This is a genomic window from Geomonas ferrireducens, from assembly GCF_004917065.1.
Classification (GTDB): domain Bacteria; phylum Desulfobacterota; class Desulfuromonadia; order Geobacterales; family Geobacteraceae; genus Geomonas; species Geomonas ferrireducens.
The window spans coordinates 1,919,989-1,937,496 of sequence record NZ_SSYA01000001.1 but is presented as its reverse complement, the minus strand read 5'-3'; the positions used below and the strand labels follow the sequence as shown (position 1 = coordinate 1,937,496).

The window sequence follows — 17,508 nt, the reverse complement described above, 5'->3', positions numbered from 1 at the left end:
GGCTGGACCTGAATGGAGTGACTGGAGATGGGAACTGCTACTGCTCAACGGCCTTCACCCGGTCGTAACGCAAAGTTCTGTGGCAGCCCACGGAGCATCCACCGCCCGTGGGGGTCGCCTCATAGCGAATCGGAATGTCCCAGTTGCCGAACCCGACCGCCTTCGGGTAGATCAGACGGTCCTGCACCTCGGCATGCGGGTTGTGACACATCCGGCAGGAGCGCCCCTTGCTCGCCTTCTTCACGTGCACCGCGTGCAGGTTGCGGCTGCCGTTTCTGAACTTGGTGGACACTTCGGTCGTGTCGAGGGAGGCGAGCTGGGGGTCGTGGCAACGGAAACAGATGGGGAAAGCGTCGTTGTCGAACGGCTTGTACAGCACCGTCGGGTAATCCTCTTTCAGAAGCTTCCTGTAAGGACCACCGTGGATGATGTGACAGTTGACGCACTCACCGTTTCTGACCGGCTGGTGTACCGATTTCCCCGTGAAGGCGCTGCGGTCGTGGCACATGAAGCAGAGCTCCGACCCAGGCTTGCGCAAGAGGGATTTTCCTTCGGATTGGTGGGCGTCGTGGCAGGCGAGGCAGTCGCCCTCCGCCACCGGCTGGTGCGTGAAGGTACCGGTGAAATGATCCTTCGGATGACAGCGGAAGCACAGCGTCGGGGACGGGTCCTTCAACAGAGACTTGTAGTCGGCGCTATGCGCCATGTGGCAGGAGGTGCACTCGCCCTTTCCGACCGGCTTGTGCAGGAAAGGTTTCTGCACGATATAGCCGTGGCAGGTGGCGCAGAGGTTTTCCTTGGGGACCTTGAACCCCATGCTGCCCTTGTCGAGCGGGTGGTTGTCGCTGAACTGCTTGTGGCAGTCCAGACATTTCCCGGCTGCGACCGGTTTATGGGGAACCGGCCCGCGGATCAGGTCCTTGTGGCAGATGCTGCACTTGAACGGCTCTGCGCCGGCGCCACCCGGAAGCAGGGTGACACCGGCGCAGAACAGAAACAGCGCAGCGCAAAAGAAGTATGCCGCAAAGGATTGTCGCATCGGGCAGTTTACCTTCCCAGAATAACTACCTGCCGTAGCTGTGCAGACCGGACAGGAAGAGGTTGACCCCGAGGTAACAGAAGATGGTCGCAGCGAAGCCGATCACCGACAGGATAGCGGCCCTGCGGCCGACCCAGCCGCGGGTGATGCGGGCATGCAGGAACGCGGCGTACACGAACCAGACGATGAGAGACCAGGTCTCCTTCGGGTCCCAGCTCCAGTAGGTGCCCCAGGCGTAGTTGGCCCAGGCGGCGCCGGTGATGATGCCGAGGGAGAGCAGCGGGAAGCCGATCATGATCGCTTTGTAGTTCAGGTCGTCAAGCACCCTGATGGACGGGAACATGGAAAGGAGCCCCCCGGCCTGGACGTTGCCCCCCCCCTGCTCCATCTTCTCACGGATCAGGTACATGATCGAGATGCCGCAGGCTACCGCGAAGGCGGCGTAGCCCAAGAAGCAGGTGATGACGTGGTACATGAGCCAGTTACTCTGCAGCGCGGGAACGAGCGGCTCGATGCCGCTGTCGAGGCCGAGCTGCGCCCAGGCCATACCGAAGAGCGCGAACGGGATGACGAAGAAGCCGATGGCGCGGTACTTGTACTTGAAGTCGATGAACAGGAAGATGAGAACGATGGTCCAGGAAAAGAAGACCACCGACTCGAACAGGTTGGACAGCGGCGCATGGCCGTGCCCCTGGTCATAAGACTCCTTCCAGCGCAGGCCGATAGCGGCCGTCTGGACCAGGAAGCCGAACAGTGCGGCATAGGTGCCGCCAAGCCCCACGGCCTTGCTGCGCGAGGCGAGGAAAGCGAAGAATATGCAGGTCGAGACCATATAAAGAACCATGGTCACATTGAAAAGCATGGAACTGGACATCGATATTACCCTCCGGTCATTCAGTTAGATCGGCGATGGGGCAAGCCCCAGTTATGGTTTTTATCCTCTAAGCCTTGTTGACTTTCTCAACAAGGTCATCGAAACAGATCTCAAAGCCTGCCGGGTTCTTGCTGGCGGAACCGCCGAGGGTAACCCCGGAGTCGGTCACGCGGGCCCACACGCGCTTGTGGGACATGAAGAACGCCATGCAGATGCCGACCACCATCAGGAAGCAGCCTGCCCACACGACCCAGACGCCGGGATCGTGGGCGACCTGCAGACCGGTGTAGAACTTCTGGTCCATACCGTCGAAGGTGATCAGGAGGTCCCCGCCGTGCTGCGCGTTGAAGGACTCGTATTTATCCGAGAGGATGACGAACGGCTGCGGGTTGCCGCCGGCCGGGGTGAACTCGACCTGGGCGCCGGGGCCGTCGAAACCCCTCAGGAAGGGACGCACGTCCATGGTAGCTTCCATTACGGAAAGGAACGCGCCGCCGGGAAGGGCGAGGCGCTCGCCCTGACGAGCGGTCAGCTTGACAGGCGCGCCCCCCTTGCGGTCGCGGACGGTGAGGTGATACAGCGCCCCCTCGTCGGACTGACCGTAGCTGGACTGGTAGAAGGTGGTCCCCTTGTAGGTAAGCGGGTCGTTAACGATGATCGGGCGGCTGGTGAGCCCCGGGACCGGCTTGCCGTTGTCGACAACGGTCAGGATGCTCTTGAACTCCTTGGGCGCGCCGGTGTCGTAGAAGGTGACGGAGAACTTCTCGCAGCGTACCTCGTAGCCCAGGTTGATCATCTTGCCGCTTTGGGTCTGCACCTGGGAGATGGCGCCACCCTCGGGAATGCTTACGTACCCCTTGTAACCGAAGAAGGAACCGATCAGCGCCCCGACGAAGATTACGATGATGGAGAGGTGCACCACGTAGACGCCGAGACGGCACCAGGGGCTCTTCTGCGCGAACAGGTGATAGGCACCGTTCTTTTCGGTGATCACCGGAGCGGCGAACTCGGCGCTCAGAAAGGAGGCCATGCGCTCCTTGAGCTCTTCCTTGGTCCCCTTGAGCTTCAGGTCCTTGACGTTGGGAAGGGACTTCTCAAAGCTCTCGTCCATCTCGAGCACCGGCTCGGAGACGACCTTCCAGACGCGCGGGAGCCTCTTGATCGAGCAGCAGATCAGGTTGAGCGTAAGGAGGTACAGCAGCAGGATGAACCACCAGGAGTGGTACATGTCGAAGAAGCCAAGGGAACTGTAAAGCCTGAACTTCGTCTCACTCAGCGTTGCGAGGTATTCACGGGGCGGCTGTCCCTGGGGAATAATGGTACCGATGATGGATACCAAAGCCAGCCCGATAAGCAGAAAAATCGAAAGTCTCAAGGAACAGAAAAAATCCCAAACCTCTTGTGCAAATCCGCGTTTGTTCGTAGTCAAGGCCGTCTCCCGAAAGGTTATGTACAGCTGTCATAGCAGGGAACGTATTATAGACAAATTGGCAATAAGCGCAAAAGAAAAATTGATGAATACAGTAGCGAACATAAAAAAGGGGTAACAGGCGAACCTGTTACCCCTAGACTGCATTTTTATCCCTTACGGGAGCTTACTTCTTGTGGCACTCACCGCACTTGGTCGGGCCGGCTTTCTTCTCGGCATGGCAGCCTTTGCACATGGAGTGAGCCTTGTCCTTGTTGATCTCAATCTTGGCCGGTGCACCTTCGCCGTGGCATACTTTGCACTCTGCCTTGGCCTGGTGAGCCTTGTGGTTGAAGGTCACGTTGCCGTTTTTGGCCGGGTACACGACGCTGTCTGCAGCCATTGCGGAAACTGCGAAAGCGAGAGTCAGAGCTACTGCAGCAAAAATCTTCTTCATGAGTTTTCCCTCCGTATTTTTTGGGATGTAAACGCGCCGAAGGTATACAACCACGGCTTTGTTGTCAAGCAAAATCGGCCTGGAAGCGGCATCAGTTCAGCCTTGCAGCCTGCAGCGCCTGGTCCTTCTCTTCCACCTCTTCGGCCATCCGGGCCTTGAAAGCGACGAACTTCGCGCGCATCTCCGGGTTGGACAGGGAGAGCATCTGCACCGCGAGAAGCCCGGCGTTTTTGGCGCCCGCCTTGCCGATGGCCATGGTGGCTACCGGCATGCCGCCGGGCATCTGCACCATGGCGTAGAGCGCGTCGAGGCCGTTCAAAGCCCCGCCCCCGAGGGGGACGGCGATGACCGGAAGCGGCGTCTCGGCGGCGACCACGCCGGCCAGATGCGCGGCCATCCCCGCGGCGGCGATGATCACCTGGATGCCGCGCCCCTCCGCCTCACGGGTGAGCTTGGAGGTCTTGGCGGGGGAGCGGTGCGCCGAGGAAACGTGCATCTCGTACGGGACGCCGAACTGGGTAAGAACCCTGGCCGTCTCCTCCATGGTGGTCAGGTCGGAGTCGCTTCCCATCAGAATCAAAACGGTCGGATTGGACATGTGTATATCTCCTGAAACGTCTGTTTTATGGTTTAACGGTTCATCGCCTTGGCGCCGATGTCTTTCCTGTTGTGCATGCCGGGCCAGGAGATGAGTTTCACGCCGCTGTAGGCGCGGTCGATGGCTTCCTTGACGGTGCTGCCGAGGGCGGTGACGCCCAGAACACGGCCGCCGTTGGTGACGACGGCATCGCCGCTCATTTTGGTCCCGGCGTGGAAGACGACGAGATCTTCCACCTTGCCGGCCGCGTCGAGCCCCTCGATCTTGTCCCCCTTCCTGTAATCGGCCGGGTACCCTTCGGCGGCGAGCACGACGCAGACCGCAGCCTTGTCGTGCCACTCGATCTCGACCCCTTCAAGGCTGCCGGAGGCAACCGCCATGAGGATCGGGACGATGTCGGACTTCATGCGCATCAAAAGCGGCTGGCACTCCGGGTCGCCGAAACGCGCGTTGAACTCGAGGGTCTTCACCGAATCGCCGTCGATCATGAGGCCCGCGTAGAGGACGCCCTGGTACCTGCGCCCCTCGGCCTTCATGCCGTCCACGGTGCGGCGCATGACCTCCGCCATCGCCTTCTCGTGGATGGGGGGGGTGACCACCGGTGCCGGGGAATAGGCGCCCATGCCGCCCGTGTTGGGCCCCTTGTCGCCGTCGAAGACCGCCTTGTGGTCCTGGGCGCTCGCAAGCGGGATGATGCGTTCGCCGTCGGTGAAGGCGAGGAAGGATGCCTCCTCCCCCTTCAGGAACTCCTCTATGACGACGCGGGAGCCCGCAGCACCAAAGGCGTTGCCGGAAAGCATGTCGGTGACGGCAGCCACCGCCTCGTCGCGAGTCTGGGCGATGATGACCCCCTTGCCCGCCGCGAGGCCGTCGGCCTTGATGACGATGGGAATGCCGGTCTTATCGATGAAATCAATCGCCGCGGGGATCTCGGTGAAGACGCCGTATGCCGCGGTCGGGACGTTGTACTTCTGCATCAGGTCCTTCGAGAACGCCTTGGACGCCTCGATGATGGCGGCGTTCTTGCGCGCGCCGAAGGCCTTCATGCCGTTCTCCTCGAAGAGGTCGACAAGCCCCAGCGAAAGCGGGAGTTCCGGTCCGACCACGGTCAGCTCGACCCCTTCCTTTTTGGCGAAGTCGAGGAGCCCCTGGAGGTTGTCGACGGCGATGTCGACGTTCTCGGCGAGCGTCGCGGTCCCCGGGTTACCCGGAGCGCAGAACACCTTCTCCACGAGCGGGGACTGTGCGATCTTCCAGACCAGCGCGTGCTCGCGCCCGCCGCTGCCTACTACCAATACCTTCATAATCGTTCTCCTTGACATCAAAAGCTGTAACCACAGAGGACACAGAGGGTCGCAGAGGAAACCCAAAGGTTTTCCTCCGTGTCCTCCGTGCTCCCCTGTGCCCTCTGTGGTGAGCTTATTTTCGATTTTTAGTGCCTGAAGTGCCTCATGCCGGTGAAGACCATGGCGATGTTGTGCTCGTCGGCGGCGGCGATGACCTCGGCGTCGCGCATGGAGCCGCCCGGCTGGATCACCGCGGTGACACCTACGCTTGCCGCGTTGTCCAGGCCGTCACGGAACGGGAAGAAGGCGTCGGACGCCATGACCGCACCCTGGACCGGAATCCCTGCGTGCTCGGCCTTGATGGCGGCGATGCGTGCGGAGTTGACGCGGCTCATCTGCCCTGCGCCCACGCCGACGGTTGCGTTGCTGCGGCCGTAGACGATGGCGTTGGATTTGACGAACTTGGCGACGCGCCAGGTGAAGAGGAGGTCTTCCATCTCCTGGTCGGTCGGTGCGCGCTTGGTCACCACCTTGAGCTCGTTGAAGAGTTCGAGGTCGGCGTCCTGCACCAGCATGCCCCCGTTCACGCGTTTGAAATCATAACGCGCGGCGGGCTGCTCCGGCCAGAAACCGCACTCCATGAGGCGGACGTTCTTCTTGGCGGCGACGATTTCGCTCGCGGCCTCGGTGACCTTCGGCGCGATGATCACCTCGACGAACTGGCGCTCCACGATGGCGCGCGCGGTGGTCTCGTCGAGTTCGCGGTTGAAGGCGATGATGCCGCCGAAGGCGGACTCGGGGTCGGTCTTGTAGGCTAAGTCGTAGGCTTCCATGATGCTGCCGGCGACGGCGACGCCGCAGGGGTTCGCGTGCTTCACGATGACGCAGGCGGGCTGGTCGAACTGCTTCACGCACTCGAGCGCCGCATCGGTGTCGCCGATGTTGTTGTAGGAGAGCTCCTTGCCCTGGATCTGGCGCGCCGTGGAGATGGAGGATTCCTTCGCCCCCTTCTCGACGTAGAAGGCGCCGGACTGGTGCGGGTTCTCGCCGTAGCGCATCCCTTGGGCCAGCTTGTACTGCATGGTGAGGGTATCCGGGTATTTGGCGACCCCTTCGCCGGTGCGTGCGCCGAGCCAGTTGGAGATGGCGCCGTCGTATGCCGCGGTGTGCTGGTAAACCTTCACAGCCAGGCGGAAGTTGGTCTCGCGGGAGACGCTGCCGCCGCTCGCCTTCATCTCGTCAAGCACGGTCGCGTAGTCGGCGTGGTCGACGATGACGGTGACGTCGCGGTTGTTCTTGGCAGCGGAGCGGAGCATGGTCGGGCCGCCGATATCGATGTTCTCGATGGCGTCTTCCATGGTGCAGTCTTCCTTGGCAACGGTCGCCTCGAACGGGTAGAGGTTCACCACCACCATGTCGATCGGCTCGATGCCGTGCTCCTGCATCTTGGCGACGTGCGCCGGGTTCTCACGCATCCCGAGGATGCCGCCGTGCACCTTCGGGTGCAGCGTCTTGACCCTGCCGTCCAGCATCTCGGGGAAACCGGTGAACTCGGAGACGTCCTTCACGGGGATACCCGCCTCACGCAAAAGCTTCGCGGTCCCGCCGGTGGAGAGGATCTCCACGCCGTAACCGGCCAATGCCCGGGAAAATTCCACCACGCCAGTCTTCTCCGACACGCTTACCAGCGCGCGCCCAATCTTTGCCATTGCTCGCTCCTTTTTTGCAGCCTTGATGTTGATTTCAACTGTTTGAAAGCATTACCACAGAGGACACCGCGGTCCACTGAGGACACAGAGGATAAAAAGAAGGTGAAACGTTAAAGCCTTGAGCCTTTCCTCCGGGACCTCTGTGAACCTCCGAGTCCTCCGTGGTCAGGCTTCTGGTTGTTTGGGGAAGTCTATATTTGCAAGGAAGTGCTTTTCGAAGAGCGGTGTGCCGGAAAGGGGGATGACGCGGACCTTTTGCGCAAGGTCCTCCATCCGGTCGATGCCGTCCGCAACGAGCAGAACCCGCTCCACTCCGGCCAGCGCCCCTTCCCTGACAAATCCGGTGATTCTTACCATCTTTTCGTTGAAAATTCCAACCTTTTTTAGCACATCCGGTGCCAGCACCGCCCCGAATGAGCCGGTCAGTACCACCCTGGAAACCTCGTCCGGGGAAAGCGCCGCCTTCCCCAAAAGGATCTCCATCCCGCCGCGCATCGCCCCCTTGGCAAGCTGCAGCGCGCGGATGTCCTCCTGGTCCAGGTAGACCACGGCTTTCGCGTCGCGATGCAGGATGAAAGCTGGGATGCCGTTCACCTCCTGCACGCGGTTGGCGAGGTTGGAATCGATCTCCGCAGCGGGAAGCAGGCGGCCGGTGGCGTCGACGATGCCGTGCTCGAGGAGTGCCGCGACGGTGTCGAGAACGCCGGTGCCGCAGATGCCGCGCGGCGGTGCGCCTGGAATGGCGGTGATGATGACCCGTTCCCCTTCGATGCGCACGCCGCTCACCGCTCCGGGTAGCGCAGCCATGCCGCACTTCAGGTTCCCCCCTTCGAAGGCGGGGCCTGCGGCGGCCGAGGTGGCGAGGTAGCGCTCGCCGTCGAAAAGCGCGATTTCCGCGTTGGTGCCGACGTCAAGGAAGAGCGTCCCCGCAGCGGGCACCTCAGGCATGCCGAAGAGGAAGGCAAGGAGGTCGCCGCCGACGAAGCCGCCGGGAAGCGGCAGCAGGTAGGCGGGACAGTCGCGGTTCCAGCCAAGCTCAAGGGTCGAGACGGATTTCCCGGCCGAGAAAAGGGGACGAAACGGGGGATGGGCGAGCGACTCGACCGGCAGCGCCAGCGCGATGGTTTCCATCGAGGGGTTCCCGGCGATGGCCACGCGGGCAAGATCGTGCCCCCCAGCGCCGACGCGCTCCAGGAGTTCCGCTGTCATGCGCTCCATCTCGCGGGCCAGCGCCACCTGCATGGCGCGCAGCGTTTCGGGATTTTCTCCGGCGGTGAGGCGGGCTAATACGTCGGCGCCCCAGGGGCGTTGCGGGTTTAGGGCGCCGGTGGCGGCGATGCGTGTTCCGGTTGCCGGGTCGAGGAGCGAAGCGGCGATGGTGGTGGTGCCGAGGTCGAAGGCGGCGACGAGGCCCCTAGAAGAAGACAAGGGTACTCTCCGCGGCTGGAACGACCTCGCCGATCGCTGCGGCGAAGAGGCCGGAAGCCTCGGCACGGGAGAGGAACTCGCGGGCGTCTGCCGGTGCCAGGGAGATGAGGAGGCCGCCCGAGGTCTGCGGATCGAAGAGCGGCAGAAGGGGATCGCCGGTGGCACCGGTAACGTGCCCTTCGTAATGCTGACGGTTACGGTAGCACCCCGCGGGAACCATGCCGTCGTCGATGAGCGCAGGGACCCCGGCCATGACCGGTACCGCGGCGAGTTCGATCCTGAAGGAGACGCCGGCGCCGAGCGCCATCTCGCAGGCGTGCCCGATGAAGCCGAAACCGGTCACGTCGGTCGCCGCGGTGGCGTTGCAGGCGAGCATCAGCTCGCACGCCTTCGCGTTCAGGGCGGTCATCCAGGAGATCGCCTCGGCCTCGAGGGCGGCGTCGATCATCTCCGCCTTGATCGCGGTGGAGACAATGCCGGTCCCAAGCGGTTTGGTGAGAACTAGAAGGTCGCCCGGCCGCGCGGTGCAGTTGCGGACGATGCGGGAGGGATCGATGAGTCCGGTGACGGCGAGGCCGAATTTAAGTTCGTCGTCCTCTACGGTGTGACCGCCGACGAGGCACGCGCCGGACTCCTTGAGCGCATCGGCGCCCCCCGCGAGAATCGCGGCAAGGACCGCAGTCGGGAGCGAGCAGGCCGGAAAAAAGGCGAGGTTCATCGCGGTCACCGGTTTGCCACCCATGGCGTAGACGTCGGAAAGGGCGTTGGCCGCGGCGATGCGGCCGAAGGTGAATGGGTCGTCCACAAGCGGCGTGATGATGTCGGTCGTCTCCACCAGGGCGAGGCTCTCGCCGATGCGGTAGATCCCGGCATCCTCGGCCCCCTCGACCCCCACGATGAGGTTCGGGTCGTCCGAGCGGGTTATGTCGCGGATGGCTTCTTCCAGGCCCGCCGGGCCCAGTTTGGCAGCTCAACCCGCCGCCTGCACCATCGCTGTGAGACGTACCTTGTCAGTCATAAAAGCCTCTGAATTTCATAAAATTCAAACGATCTCTTTTTCGCTTCTTTCGTTAGCCGATATAGACCCTGCGCACCCTTCGTGTCGCTATGCCGCACATGATCTCGTAAGGGATGGTGCCGGCCTTCTCGGCGAGTTCCTCGGCGCTGATGCGGTCCCCCATCGGATCGGGCCCCAAAAGGGTAACCTCGTCGCCGACCTGGATCCCCTCGATATTGGTTACGTCGAGCATGATCCAGTCCATGCAGACCGTGCCGGAGACCCGGGCGCGCTGCCCGCGGATGAGCGCCTCCCCCTTGTTGGTGAGGCTGCGGCAGTAACCGTCGGCGTAACCGACCGGAACGCTGGCGATGAGGGCCCGCTCCTTGGCCACGAAACGCCTGCCGTAACTTATGCTGGTTCCGGGCTCCACCCACTTGAGCATAGCCACCCGGCTTTTCAGCCGCATCACCTGGAGAAACGGCTCCTGGTCCGCGAAATCCGAGGAAGGGGCGGCGCCGTACAGGATGATGCCGGGGCGCACCAGGTTGCAGAAGGGAAGATCTGCGGCGAGGATGGCGGCGCTGTTTGCGGTGTGGATGTAGCGGGGCTCGTACCCCTGGCGCCGCGCCTCGATGACTGCTGCATTGAAACGCTCGGCCTGGAGTTTCGTGAAGGCGATGCCGTCCGGGTCGAGCTCGTCCGCGCTCGCGAAGTGGGAGAAGATCCCCTCCAGCTCGAGGTTCTTGAACTGCTTCAGCTGTTCGAGGAATTCCGGCACCTTGTCCCAGGTGACCCCGAGGCGTCCCATGCCGGTATCGACCTTCAGGTGGATCTTCGCCTTGCGGTAACACTTGATCTCGACCGCCGCCTTGTCGAGCGCGGCCGCCTGCTCGAGGGAATAGAGCGCGGTGGAGATGTTGAGGCCGATGCAGCGGCGCTCCTCACCCGGATAGATGCCACCCAGGATCAGCACCGGGCGGTAGATGCCGCTCATGCGCAGTTGCACGCCTTCCGCGAGAAAGGCAACCGCGAAGGCGTCCACCCCGAGCTTCTCCAGCTCCTCGGAGACGTACTGGAAACCGTGGCCGTAGGCATCCGCCTTCACCACGGCAAGGATGCCGCACCCCTCGGGCACTCGCTTCTGGACCAGGCCGAAGTTGTGCCGAAGCGCGGCAAGATCTATCTCAACTACCGTCGGACGACTGTCCATATTTTTTCCTGCATAGGATTATCTGAATAAAATCAGGCCGGGAGCACCCGGCCAGTGATTTTTCTACCACTTTAGCCATTCAGTGTAAAGGTAAAAACCCGAAAGCGATTGACTTTGCAAGAGGATTCCATTATGTTTACGCGCAGCAAAAAGGCCAGCTAGGGGAGTTCGCGAGGACTGAGACAGGGCGACCTGAACCCTTTGAACCTGATCCGGGTAGCACCGGCGTAGGGAAGCGGCGCGCACTCCGACCTTTCGATCCAAGGAGCCGTGACCTTCCGTCGCGGCTTTTCTATTTTGTCCTTCAGAACCCTCAACGCAAAGACGCAAAGCGCAGAGACGCCAAGAGAGGCTTGAAGAGACAGATAGAGTCAAACCTTCTTGTTTTACTTTGCGTCTTCGCGGCTCCGCGTCTTTGCGTTACAGCTTTTGAGGTGACTCGTGTTGAAACTCGTGGTGGACCATAGCGGCAGGGAACGACGTGTAGCGGGACTTTACCTGATTACGGACCAGGGTGATCGCCTGCTGCCGCGCGTGCGCGAAGCGCTCTCCTCGGGGGGCGTCGCCATACTGCAGTACCGGGACAAGCTGCGCAGCTACGAGGAGCGCCTTGAACTCGGGCACGACCTGAAGCGGCTGTGCGCCGAGTTCCAGGTGAAGCTCATCGTGAACGATGACCTGAAGCTCGCGCTCGAACTGGACGCGGACGGCGTACACCTCGGGCAGGAGGACGGCGATTTCGCCGCGGCGAGAGAAACGCTCGGCACCAAAAAGCTCATCGGCATCTCCACCCACTCGGTTGAAGAGGCTCTGGCCGCACAGGAAGCCGGCGCCGACTACATCGGGTTCGGCGCGCTCTACCCCACCGAGACCAAGGACGTCGAGTACATCCAGGGACCGGAGGCGCTCGCCCTCGTGCGCGAGAAGGTGAAACTCCCCATCGTCGCCATCGGCGGCATCAACCGGGACAACGCCTGCGCGGTAATCGACGCCGGCGCCGATTCCATCGCGGTCATTTCCGCAGTCCTCTCCGCACGCTCCCCCGGGCTCGCGGCGACCGAACTGTCGCTTTTGTTCAACCGCCGCATGCCGCACCCGCGCGGCGCTGTGCTCACCATCGCAGGCAGCGACTCCGGCGGCGGAGCGGGTATCCAGGCCGACCTCAAGACCGTCACGCTCCTCGGGAGCTACTGCGCCTCCGCCATCACGGCCCTCACCGCCCAGAACACCCGCGGCGTTACCGGGATCCACCCGTCCCCTCCCGCGTTCCTCGCGGACCAGATCGACGCCGTGCTCTCGGACATCCCGATCGACGTGGTGAAGATCGGCATGCTCTGTTCGCCTGAAAACGCGGAAATCGTCGCCGACAAGCTGACCGCCTACGAGATGCGGATGGTGGTGCTCGACCCGGTTATGAGCGCGAAAGGCGGAGTATCCCTCATCGAGGACGAGGCCCTTTCGGTGCTGAAAAAGCGCCTGGTACCGCTCAGCTACCTGGTCACCCCGAACATCCCGGAGGCCGAGGCGCTCACCGGTCTCACCATCACCGATACCGCAGGGATGGAACTCGCGGCGCGGGCGCTGCACCTCATGGGGGCAAAGCACGTCCTCATCAAGGGGGGGCACCTGACCGAGGGGGTCGTCACCGACATCCTTTTCGACGGACACAACTTCAACCGCTACAGCGCCCCGCGCGTCCTCACGCGGAACACCCACGGCACCGGATGCACGCTCGCCTCGGCGATCGCGACCTATCTCGCCCAGGGAGAGCCGCTTCCCGGCGCGGTATTGCGCGGGAAGCTTTTCGTCACCCGCGCCATCAAGTACGCCCAGCAGCTCGGCCGCGGGCACGGGCCGGTCAACCACTTCCTCGCGGCACGGGATCAGGGTGAATAGGTCGTCGGGAACGAACTCGCATCTACTTACTGAAGAGCAATTCAATAAAGGAGCAACCATGACGCAGCTCGAATACGCCCGCAAGGGGATCATCACGGACAAGATGAAAACAGCCGCCCTCGCTGAAGGGGTCGATGCCGAATTCATCCGCGCCGGGATCGCCGCGGGAAACATCATCATCTGCCATAACAACAAACACGCGAACGGCACCCCGCTCGCCGTAGGCCGCGGCCTCAGGACCAAGGTCAACGCCAACATCGGCAGCTCCGCCGATGACCTCGATTTCGAGAAGGAACTTGAAAAGGTGCGCGTGGCGGTGGCAAGCGGCGCCGACGCCATCATGGACCTCTCCACCGGCGGCCCGGTCGACGAGATCCGCCGCGCCGTGATCGCCGAGACATCTGCCTGCATCGGCAGCGTGCCGCTGTACCAGGCGGCGCTCGACGCGGTCAGAAAGCACAAGAAGGCGATCGTCGAGATGACCGTGGAGGACATCTTCCAGGGCGTCATCAAGCACGCCGAGGACGGCGTCGACTTCATCACCGTGCACTGCGGCGTCACCCGCGCCACCGTCGAGCGCATGCGCCGCGAAGGGCGCATCATGGACGTCGTCTCCCGCGGCGGCGCCTTCACCATCGAGTGGATGGCGCACAACAACAAGGAAAACCCGCTCTTCGAGCACTTCGACCGCCTGCTCGAGATCACCAAGGCCTACGACATGACCCTGTCGCTCGGCGACGGTTTCCGTCCCGGCTGCCTCGCCGACGCCACCGACCGCGCCCAGATCCACGAACTGATCCTCCTGGGTGAGCTCACCCAGCGCGCCCAGGATTACGGGGTACAGGTGATGATCGAGGGACCGGGGCACATGCCGCTGAACCAGATCGAGGCGAACATCCAGCTGCAAAAAAGGCTCTGCCACGGCGCCCCCTTCTACGTGCTCGGACCGCTCGTCACCGACATCGCCCCCGGCTACGACCACATCACCTCCGCCATCGGCGGGACCATCGCGGCCGCCGCAGGCGCCGACTTCCTCTGCTACGTAACCCCGGCCGAGCACCTGAAGCTCCCGAGCGTCGAGGACGTGCGCGAAGGGGTCATGGCGTCGCGCATCGCGGCTCACGCGGCCGACATCGTGAAGGGCGTGAAGGGCGCCATGGAGAAGGACAACGAGATGGCGCGCTGCCGCAAAAAGCTCGACTGGGAGGGGCAGTTCGCCCTCGCCATCGACCCGGTGAAGGCGCGCCGCCTGCGCGAGGAGTCCGGCGTCGCCGACCACGGCGCCTGCACCATGTGCGGCGAGTTCTGCGCCTACAAGGTGATGGACGACGCCACCGAGCGCGAGAAGGCCAACGCCGCAGCGGCCTGCTAGATATTATTAAATAGGACGGGGCGGCCGATGCGGCCGCCCCGTCGCTGATTCTGAAGGAACCTGCCGTAGCGAGCACGCCACCTCCCCGCAAACCAGTACCCGATCCTACGCAAAATCCACCTGCAGTTCCTGGCATCTTCCACTCAGAAAAAAACCGGCAGTGCGGCTCATTTGCCGCATCAAACCCGGAACGAAAAAAAGTGCTGGACATTTCTCCCCCGTTCGGTTAGGGTACCCTCGACCCAAACCGGAGAGGGAAAGATGCACTCAGCACACGAGAAAACACCGCGGTTTTGCGGCGAACCTGTCACCGCGCGCCAGCTCGAACTGATCAGGGGTGTCGTCAACGACTGCCCCGGAATCTCCAGGACCGAGCTCGCGGGCACGGTTTGTGAACTTCTCGACTGGCGCCGTCCGAACGGCAGGCTGAAGACGGTGGAGTGCCGCGCTTTCCTCGAAGGGCTGGACGGCACCCTGTTCCGACTTCCGCCTGCGCGCCAGGGGCGTCCCCGCGGCTCGCGCACCTCCACGTGTGCGGCGGAAACGGGCGATCCCGTCCTGTCCGGACCGCTGCACGCATTCGGGGCGCTCGAAATCGTGCCGGTCTCGGGGAAGAAAGAGCAGGCGCTTTGGCGCTCACTGGTGGAGCGGCATCACTACCTTGGGCACAAGGTCCCCTTCGGCGCCCACATAAGATACTTCGTTAGGCTGCACGCCCCGTCCCCGGTGATCGTCGGGTGCCTGCAGTTCTCGAGTCCCGCATGGCGCATGGAGGCGCGCGACCGCCACATAGGGTGGAACGACGAGGCGCGCAGGGAGAATCTGCAGCGGGTGGTGTGCAACTCCAGGTTCCTGGTGCTCCCCACGGTGCAGGTGAAAAACCTCGCCAGCGCCGCCCTTTCGCTGGCACTGCGCCGCCTTGCCGCCGACTGGGAGGAGCGTTTCGGGGTGCGCCCGCTTCTCGCTGAAACGCTCGTCGACGGCAGCAGGTACGCCGGCACGTGCTACAAGGCGGCGAACTGGATCGAGGTGGGGTGCACCACGGGACGCGGCAGGAACGACCGGGACCACGCCCGTCACGGGGAGAGCCCGAAGAAGGTATTTTTATTTCCGCTGGCGAAGGGAGCGGTACGGCTGTTGAGGCAGGCGAAGGAGCAAGCGCCCCGGCCCGAACGGCACCCGGATGGCGCGATGCCATCCGCCGCACCGCCGGTCAGGAAGCGGTGTGAGCATAGGAGGAGCGACATGGTGAAAAAGATAGCGCGAAAGCTCTTTGCGACGGCGGCAATGGCCACCCTTTTCGGGTGCGGTGCGAGCGTGGACTCGCTGGTGCACCAGTCCACAAGCATTCACCCGCAGCAGGTGAGGCGCTCCCAGTCCGACGCCACCCCCGTGCCGAGGCAGATACCGCTTTACACCTACCAGGTGGTCAAGAGCTGGCCCCACTACCACTGGAGCTTCACCGAGGGACTCACTTTTCAGGACGGCGTGCTCCTCGAAAGTTCCGGGCTTTACGAGAGATCGGCGATCATGAAGGTCTGGCCCGGCTCCGGACAGGTGCTGAGCAGCGAGGGGGTTCCGAGGGATTACTTCGCCGAGGGGATCACCGTCTTGCACGACAGGCTCTACATGGTCACCCTTTCGGGGGACGGGATCATCTACGACCACAAGACGCTGCGCCGAGAAGGGGAATTCTCCGTCGACGGTGAAGGGTGGGGGCTTACCAACGACGGCAAGCACCTCATCATGAGTAACGGCAGCAACCGCATCAAGTTCATCAACCCGGAAACCTTCCAGACCGAGCGGAGCGTGGAGGTGACCTGCAACGGGACCCCGCTTAGGAACCTGAACGCGCTGCAGTACGTGAAAGGCGAGATTTACGCCAACATCTGGAAGACCGATTACATCGTGCGCATCAATCCGGCGAACGGTGCCGTGGTGGGGTGGGTGAACCTGAAGGGGCTCTTGCCGTCGAACGAGCGCAGCCGCGACCCCGATCACGTGCTGAACGGGATCGCCTACGACGAACAGAGCGACCGGCTGGTGGTGACCGGCAAGATGTGGCCCAGCTATTTCGAGATCCGACTGGAACAGGTGGCCAGCGCCGAATCCTGAGGTCCGGCGAGCGACTGCAAAGGATGAAAAAGGCGCGAAGGCAAGGGCATCAGGAATTCATCCGTTGGCCCTTGCGGCTTCGCGCCTTTTAGTTTGTCGGTTTTCTTTCCTACTTAGCCCCCAGCTTCCTGAGGGACTCCATCACTTTCTGCAGGTCCGCCGATGGCTTCCCTACCGTGACGAAGCCAAGCGGGCGCTCGATCTTCTTCGTCTCGACCACGGCGGTCTCCGCCTGGTTCACGAAACCGCGCCCCAGACCGCCGATGCCGGAAGGATCGGCAGCGACCCGGTCGTTCACCTGCTTCACGAAGTCCACCGCCTTCGCCTTGTCGACGTACTCGGCATTCCCCATGACCACCTGCTTGATCAGCCCGCGGGTGGCGCTCGCCTTCGCATCGGTGTAGACGGTGATGGGGAGATCCGTCCCTCCCACCTCCTTCCAGTTGACGATCTTCCCGGTATGGATGTCCCTGATCTGCTCCCAGGTTAGCCGCTTGACCGGGCTTAAGGGGTGCACCACGAACACCACCTCTGACTTCGCCAGTACGTCCATCTGCAGACCGTCCGTCGGCTTCGACAGACCGGCGGATTTCCCCGCGCCGATGGTGGCGTCGAGAGAGGCGGAGGCCATGGCTGCGTCGCACTTGCCGTCGAGGAGATCGATCATCCCCTTGCCGGCGTTGCTCTTGTCCACGACGAGCTTCACCCCGGTCTCCTTCTCTACGGCGTCCTTATTCGGGGCGACAAGATCGGTAACCACGCTGGCCGCGCCGCAGAGCTTCACCTGCGGGGGCGCGGCGGGGGGCTTCGTGTCGAACTTGCGGTGGCACAGCTCGCAGTCGTTGAAGGCCCGGGTGCCGTTGTGGCAGGCAAAACAGGCGACCGGCTTCTCGTGGTCGTCCATGGTGATGAGGGCCTTCTTGGCGGTGCCGAAAAGGGCGCCGTGGCAGTCGTTGCAGAGCATCCCCTTGGAGGCATGCAGCCTGCCGTCGAAGATCACCTTCCCCTGCCCTGCCCCGCCGTAAAGAAGCGCCTTGTCGTGGGTCGCACAGGCAACGCCGGCGGTGAGCGCCAGCGCGAGCGCGCAAATCGTTGCAATTGTCTTTCGCATCGGTC

The 17,508-nt window shown here is 62.9% G+C and carries 14 protein-coding genes and 1 riboswitch; of the genes, 3 read left to right on the top strand and 11 right to left on the bottom strand.

All coding sequences use genetic code 11. The features are described 5' to 3' along the window. Positions 1–37: 37 nt before the first annotated feature. From E8L22_RS08535 to alr, 10 genes are all read right to left on the bottom strand, one after another. A complete protein-coding gene (locus E8L22_RS08535; protein ID WP_136524732.1) occupies positions 38–1,039 on the bottom strand; it encodes a cytochrome c3 family protein in 1,002 nt (333 codons plus the stop codon). Between the two features lie 25 nt (positions 1,040–1,064). Further along, complete coding sequence (gene ccsB / locus E8L22_RS08530) at positions 1,065–1,913, bottom strand: c-type cytochrome biogenesis protein CcsB (RefSeq protein ID WP_129124549.1); 849 nt, start codon at positions 1,911–1,913, stop codon at positions 1,065–1,067. A 67-nt stretch (positions 1,914–1,980) separates the two neighbouring features. Further along, positions 1,981–3,342 carry a cytochrome c biogenesis protein ResB gene (gene resB / locus E8L22_RS08525; protein ID WP_136524731.1) on the bottom strand — a complete coding sequence of 454 codons (1,362 nt, stop codon included), beginning with the start codon at positions 3,340–3,342 and terminating at the stop codon, positions 1,981–1,983. Positions 3,343–3,508: 166 nt separating this feature from the next. Further along, entirely contained in the window at positions 3,509–3,778 is a 270-nt protein-coding gene (locus E8L22_RS08520) for a cytochrome c3 family protein (RefSeq protein ID WP_136524730.1), read from the bottom strand. 91 nt (positions 3,779–3,869) lie between these two features. After that, on the bottom strand, positions 3,870–4,376 hold the full coding sequence (purE, locus tag E8L22_RS08515) for a 5-(carboxyamino)imidazole ribonucleotide mutase (RefSeq protein WP_136524729.1): 507 nt from the start codon (positions 4,374–4,376) through the stop codon (positions 3,870–3,872). A gap of 32 nt (positions 4,377–4,408) precedes the next feature. After that, positions 4,409–5,680 carry a phosphoribosylamine--glycine ligase gene (purD, locus tag E8L22_RS08510; protein ID WP_136524728.1) on the bottom strand — a complete coding sequence of 424 codons (1,272 nt, stop codon included), beginning with the start codon at positions 5,678–5,680 and terminating at the stop codon, positions 4,409–4,411. A 128-nt stretch (positions 5,681–5,808) separates the two neighbouring features. Next, positions 5,809–7,371, bottom strand: coding sequence for a bifunctional phosphoribosylaminoimidazolecarboxamide formyltransferase/IMP cyclohydrolase (gene purH / locus E8L22_RS08505; protein WP_136524727.1), 1,563 nt, complete (start codon positions 7,369–7,371; stop codon positions 5,809–5,811). A gap of 165 nt (positions 7,372–7,536) precedes the next feature. Continuing rightward, positions 7,537–8,799, bottom strand: a complete 1,263-nt coding sequence (locus E8L22_RS08500; RefSeq protein WP_136524726.1) for an ASKHA domain-containing protein — start codon at positions 8,797–8,799, stop codon at positions 7,537–7,539. After that, entirely contained in the window at positions 8,786–9,817 is a 1,032-nt protein-coding gene (gene selD, locus E8L22_RS08495) for a selenide, water dikinase SelD (protein ID WP_136524725.1), read from the bottom strand. Before selD ends, E8L22_RS08500 begins: the two co-directional genes overlap by 14 nt. A gap of 52 nt (positions 9,818–9,869) precedes the next feature. Further along, the gene (gene alr / locus E8L22_RS08490) at positions 9,870–11,009 is read right to left on the bottom strand and encodes an alanine racemase (RefSeq protein ID WP_136524724.1); all 1,140 of its coding nucleotides are present in this window, start codon (positions 11,007–11,009) and stop codon (positions 9,870–9,872) included. A 150-nt stretch (positions 11,010–11,159) separates the two neighbouring features. After that, positions 11,160–11,260, top strand: a riboswitch (TPP riboswitch). A gap of 190 nt (positions 11,261–11,450) precedes the next feature. Between alr and thiD the strand changes: the two genes are divergently transcribed. The 3 genes from thiD to E8L22_RS21510 all read left to right on the top strand — a co-directional run bounded on the left by thiD (position 11,451) and on the right by E8L22_RS21510 (position 16,392). Continuing rightward, positions 11,451–12,905 carry a bifunctional hydroxymethylpyrimidine kinase/phosphomethylpyrimidine kinase gene (gene thiD / locus E8L22_RS08485; protein WP_136524723.1) on the top strand — a complete coding sequence of 485 codons (1,455 nt, stop codon included), beginning with the start codon at positions 11,451–11,453 and terminating at the stop codon, positions 12,903–12,905. Positions 12,906–12,963: 58 nt separating this feature from the next. After that, positions 12,964–14,277 carry a phosphomethylpyrimidine synthase ThiC gene (gene thiC, locus E8L22_RS08480; protein WP_136524722.1) on the top strand — a complete coding sequence of 438 codons (1,314 nt, stop codon included), beginning with the start codon at positions 12,964–12,966 and terminating at the stop codon, positions 14,275–14,277. A 261-nt stretch (positions 14,278–14,538) separates the two neighbouring features. Beyond that, positions 14,539–16,392, top strand: coding sequence for a glutaminyl-peptide cyclotransferase (locus tag E8L22_RS21510; RefSeq protein ID WP_198420129.1), 1,854 nt, complete (start codon positions 14,539–14,541; stop codon positions 16,390–16,392). 109 nt (positions 16,393–16,501) lie between these two features. Here the strand turns inward: E8L22_RS21510 and E8L22_RS08465 are convergent, their stop codons facing one another. After that, complete coding sequence (locus tag E8L22_RS08465; protein ID WP_162604798.1) at positions 16,502–17,503, bottom strand: substrate-binding domain-containing protein; 1,002 nt, start codon at positions 17,501–17,503, stop codon at positions 16,502–16,504. Between the last annotated feature and the right edge of the window lie 5 nt (positions 17,504–17,508).

What these genes read in the sequence shown, in the direction of transcription:
- E8L22_RS08535 (WP_136524732.1), bottom strand. Translation starts at nt 1,039, where the DNA reads ATGCGACAATCCTTTGCGGCATACTTCTTTTGCGCTGCGCTGTTTCTG.
- ccsB (WP_129124549.1), bottom strand. Translation starts at nt 1,913, where the DNA reads ATGTCCAGTTCCATGCTTTTCAATGTGACCATGGTTCTTTATATGGTC.
- E8L22_RS08520 (WP_136524730.1), bottom strand. Translation starts at nt 3,778, where the DNA reads ATGAAGAAGATTTTTGCTGCAGTAGCTCTGACTCTCGCTTTCGCAGTT.
- purE (WP_136524729.1), bottom strand. Translation starts at nt 4,376, where the DNA reads ATGTCCAATCCGACCGTTTTGATTCTGATGGGAAGCGACTCCGACCTG.
- purD (WP_136524728.1), bottom strand. Translation starts at nt 5,680, where the DNA reads ATGAAGGTATTGGTAGTAGGCAGCGGCGGGCGCGAGCACGCGCTGGTC.
- purH (WP_136524727.1), bottom strand. Translation starts at nt 7,371, where the DNA reads ATGGCAAAGATTGGGCGCGCGCTGGTAAGCGTGTCGGAGAAGACTGGC.
- alr (WP_136524724.1), bottom strand. Translation starts at nt 11,009, where the DNA reads ATGGACAGTCGTCCGACGGTAGTTGAGATAGATCTTGCCGCGCTTCGG.
- thiC (WP_136524722.1), top strand. Translation starts at nt 12,964, where the DNA reads ATGACGCAGCTCGAATACGCCCGCAAGGGGATCATCACGGACAAGATG.
- E8L22_RS21510 (WP_198420129.1), top strand. Translation starts at nt 14,539, where the DNA reads ATGCACTCAGCACACGAGAAAACACCGCGGTTTTGCGGCGAACCTGTC.
- E8L22_RS08465 (WP_162604798.1), bottom strand. Translation starts at nt 17,503, where the DNA reads ATGCGAAAGACAATTGCAACGATTTGCGCGCTCGCGCTGGCGCTCACC.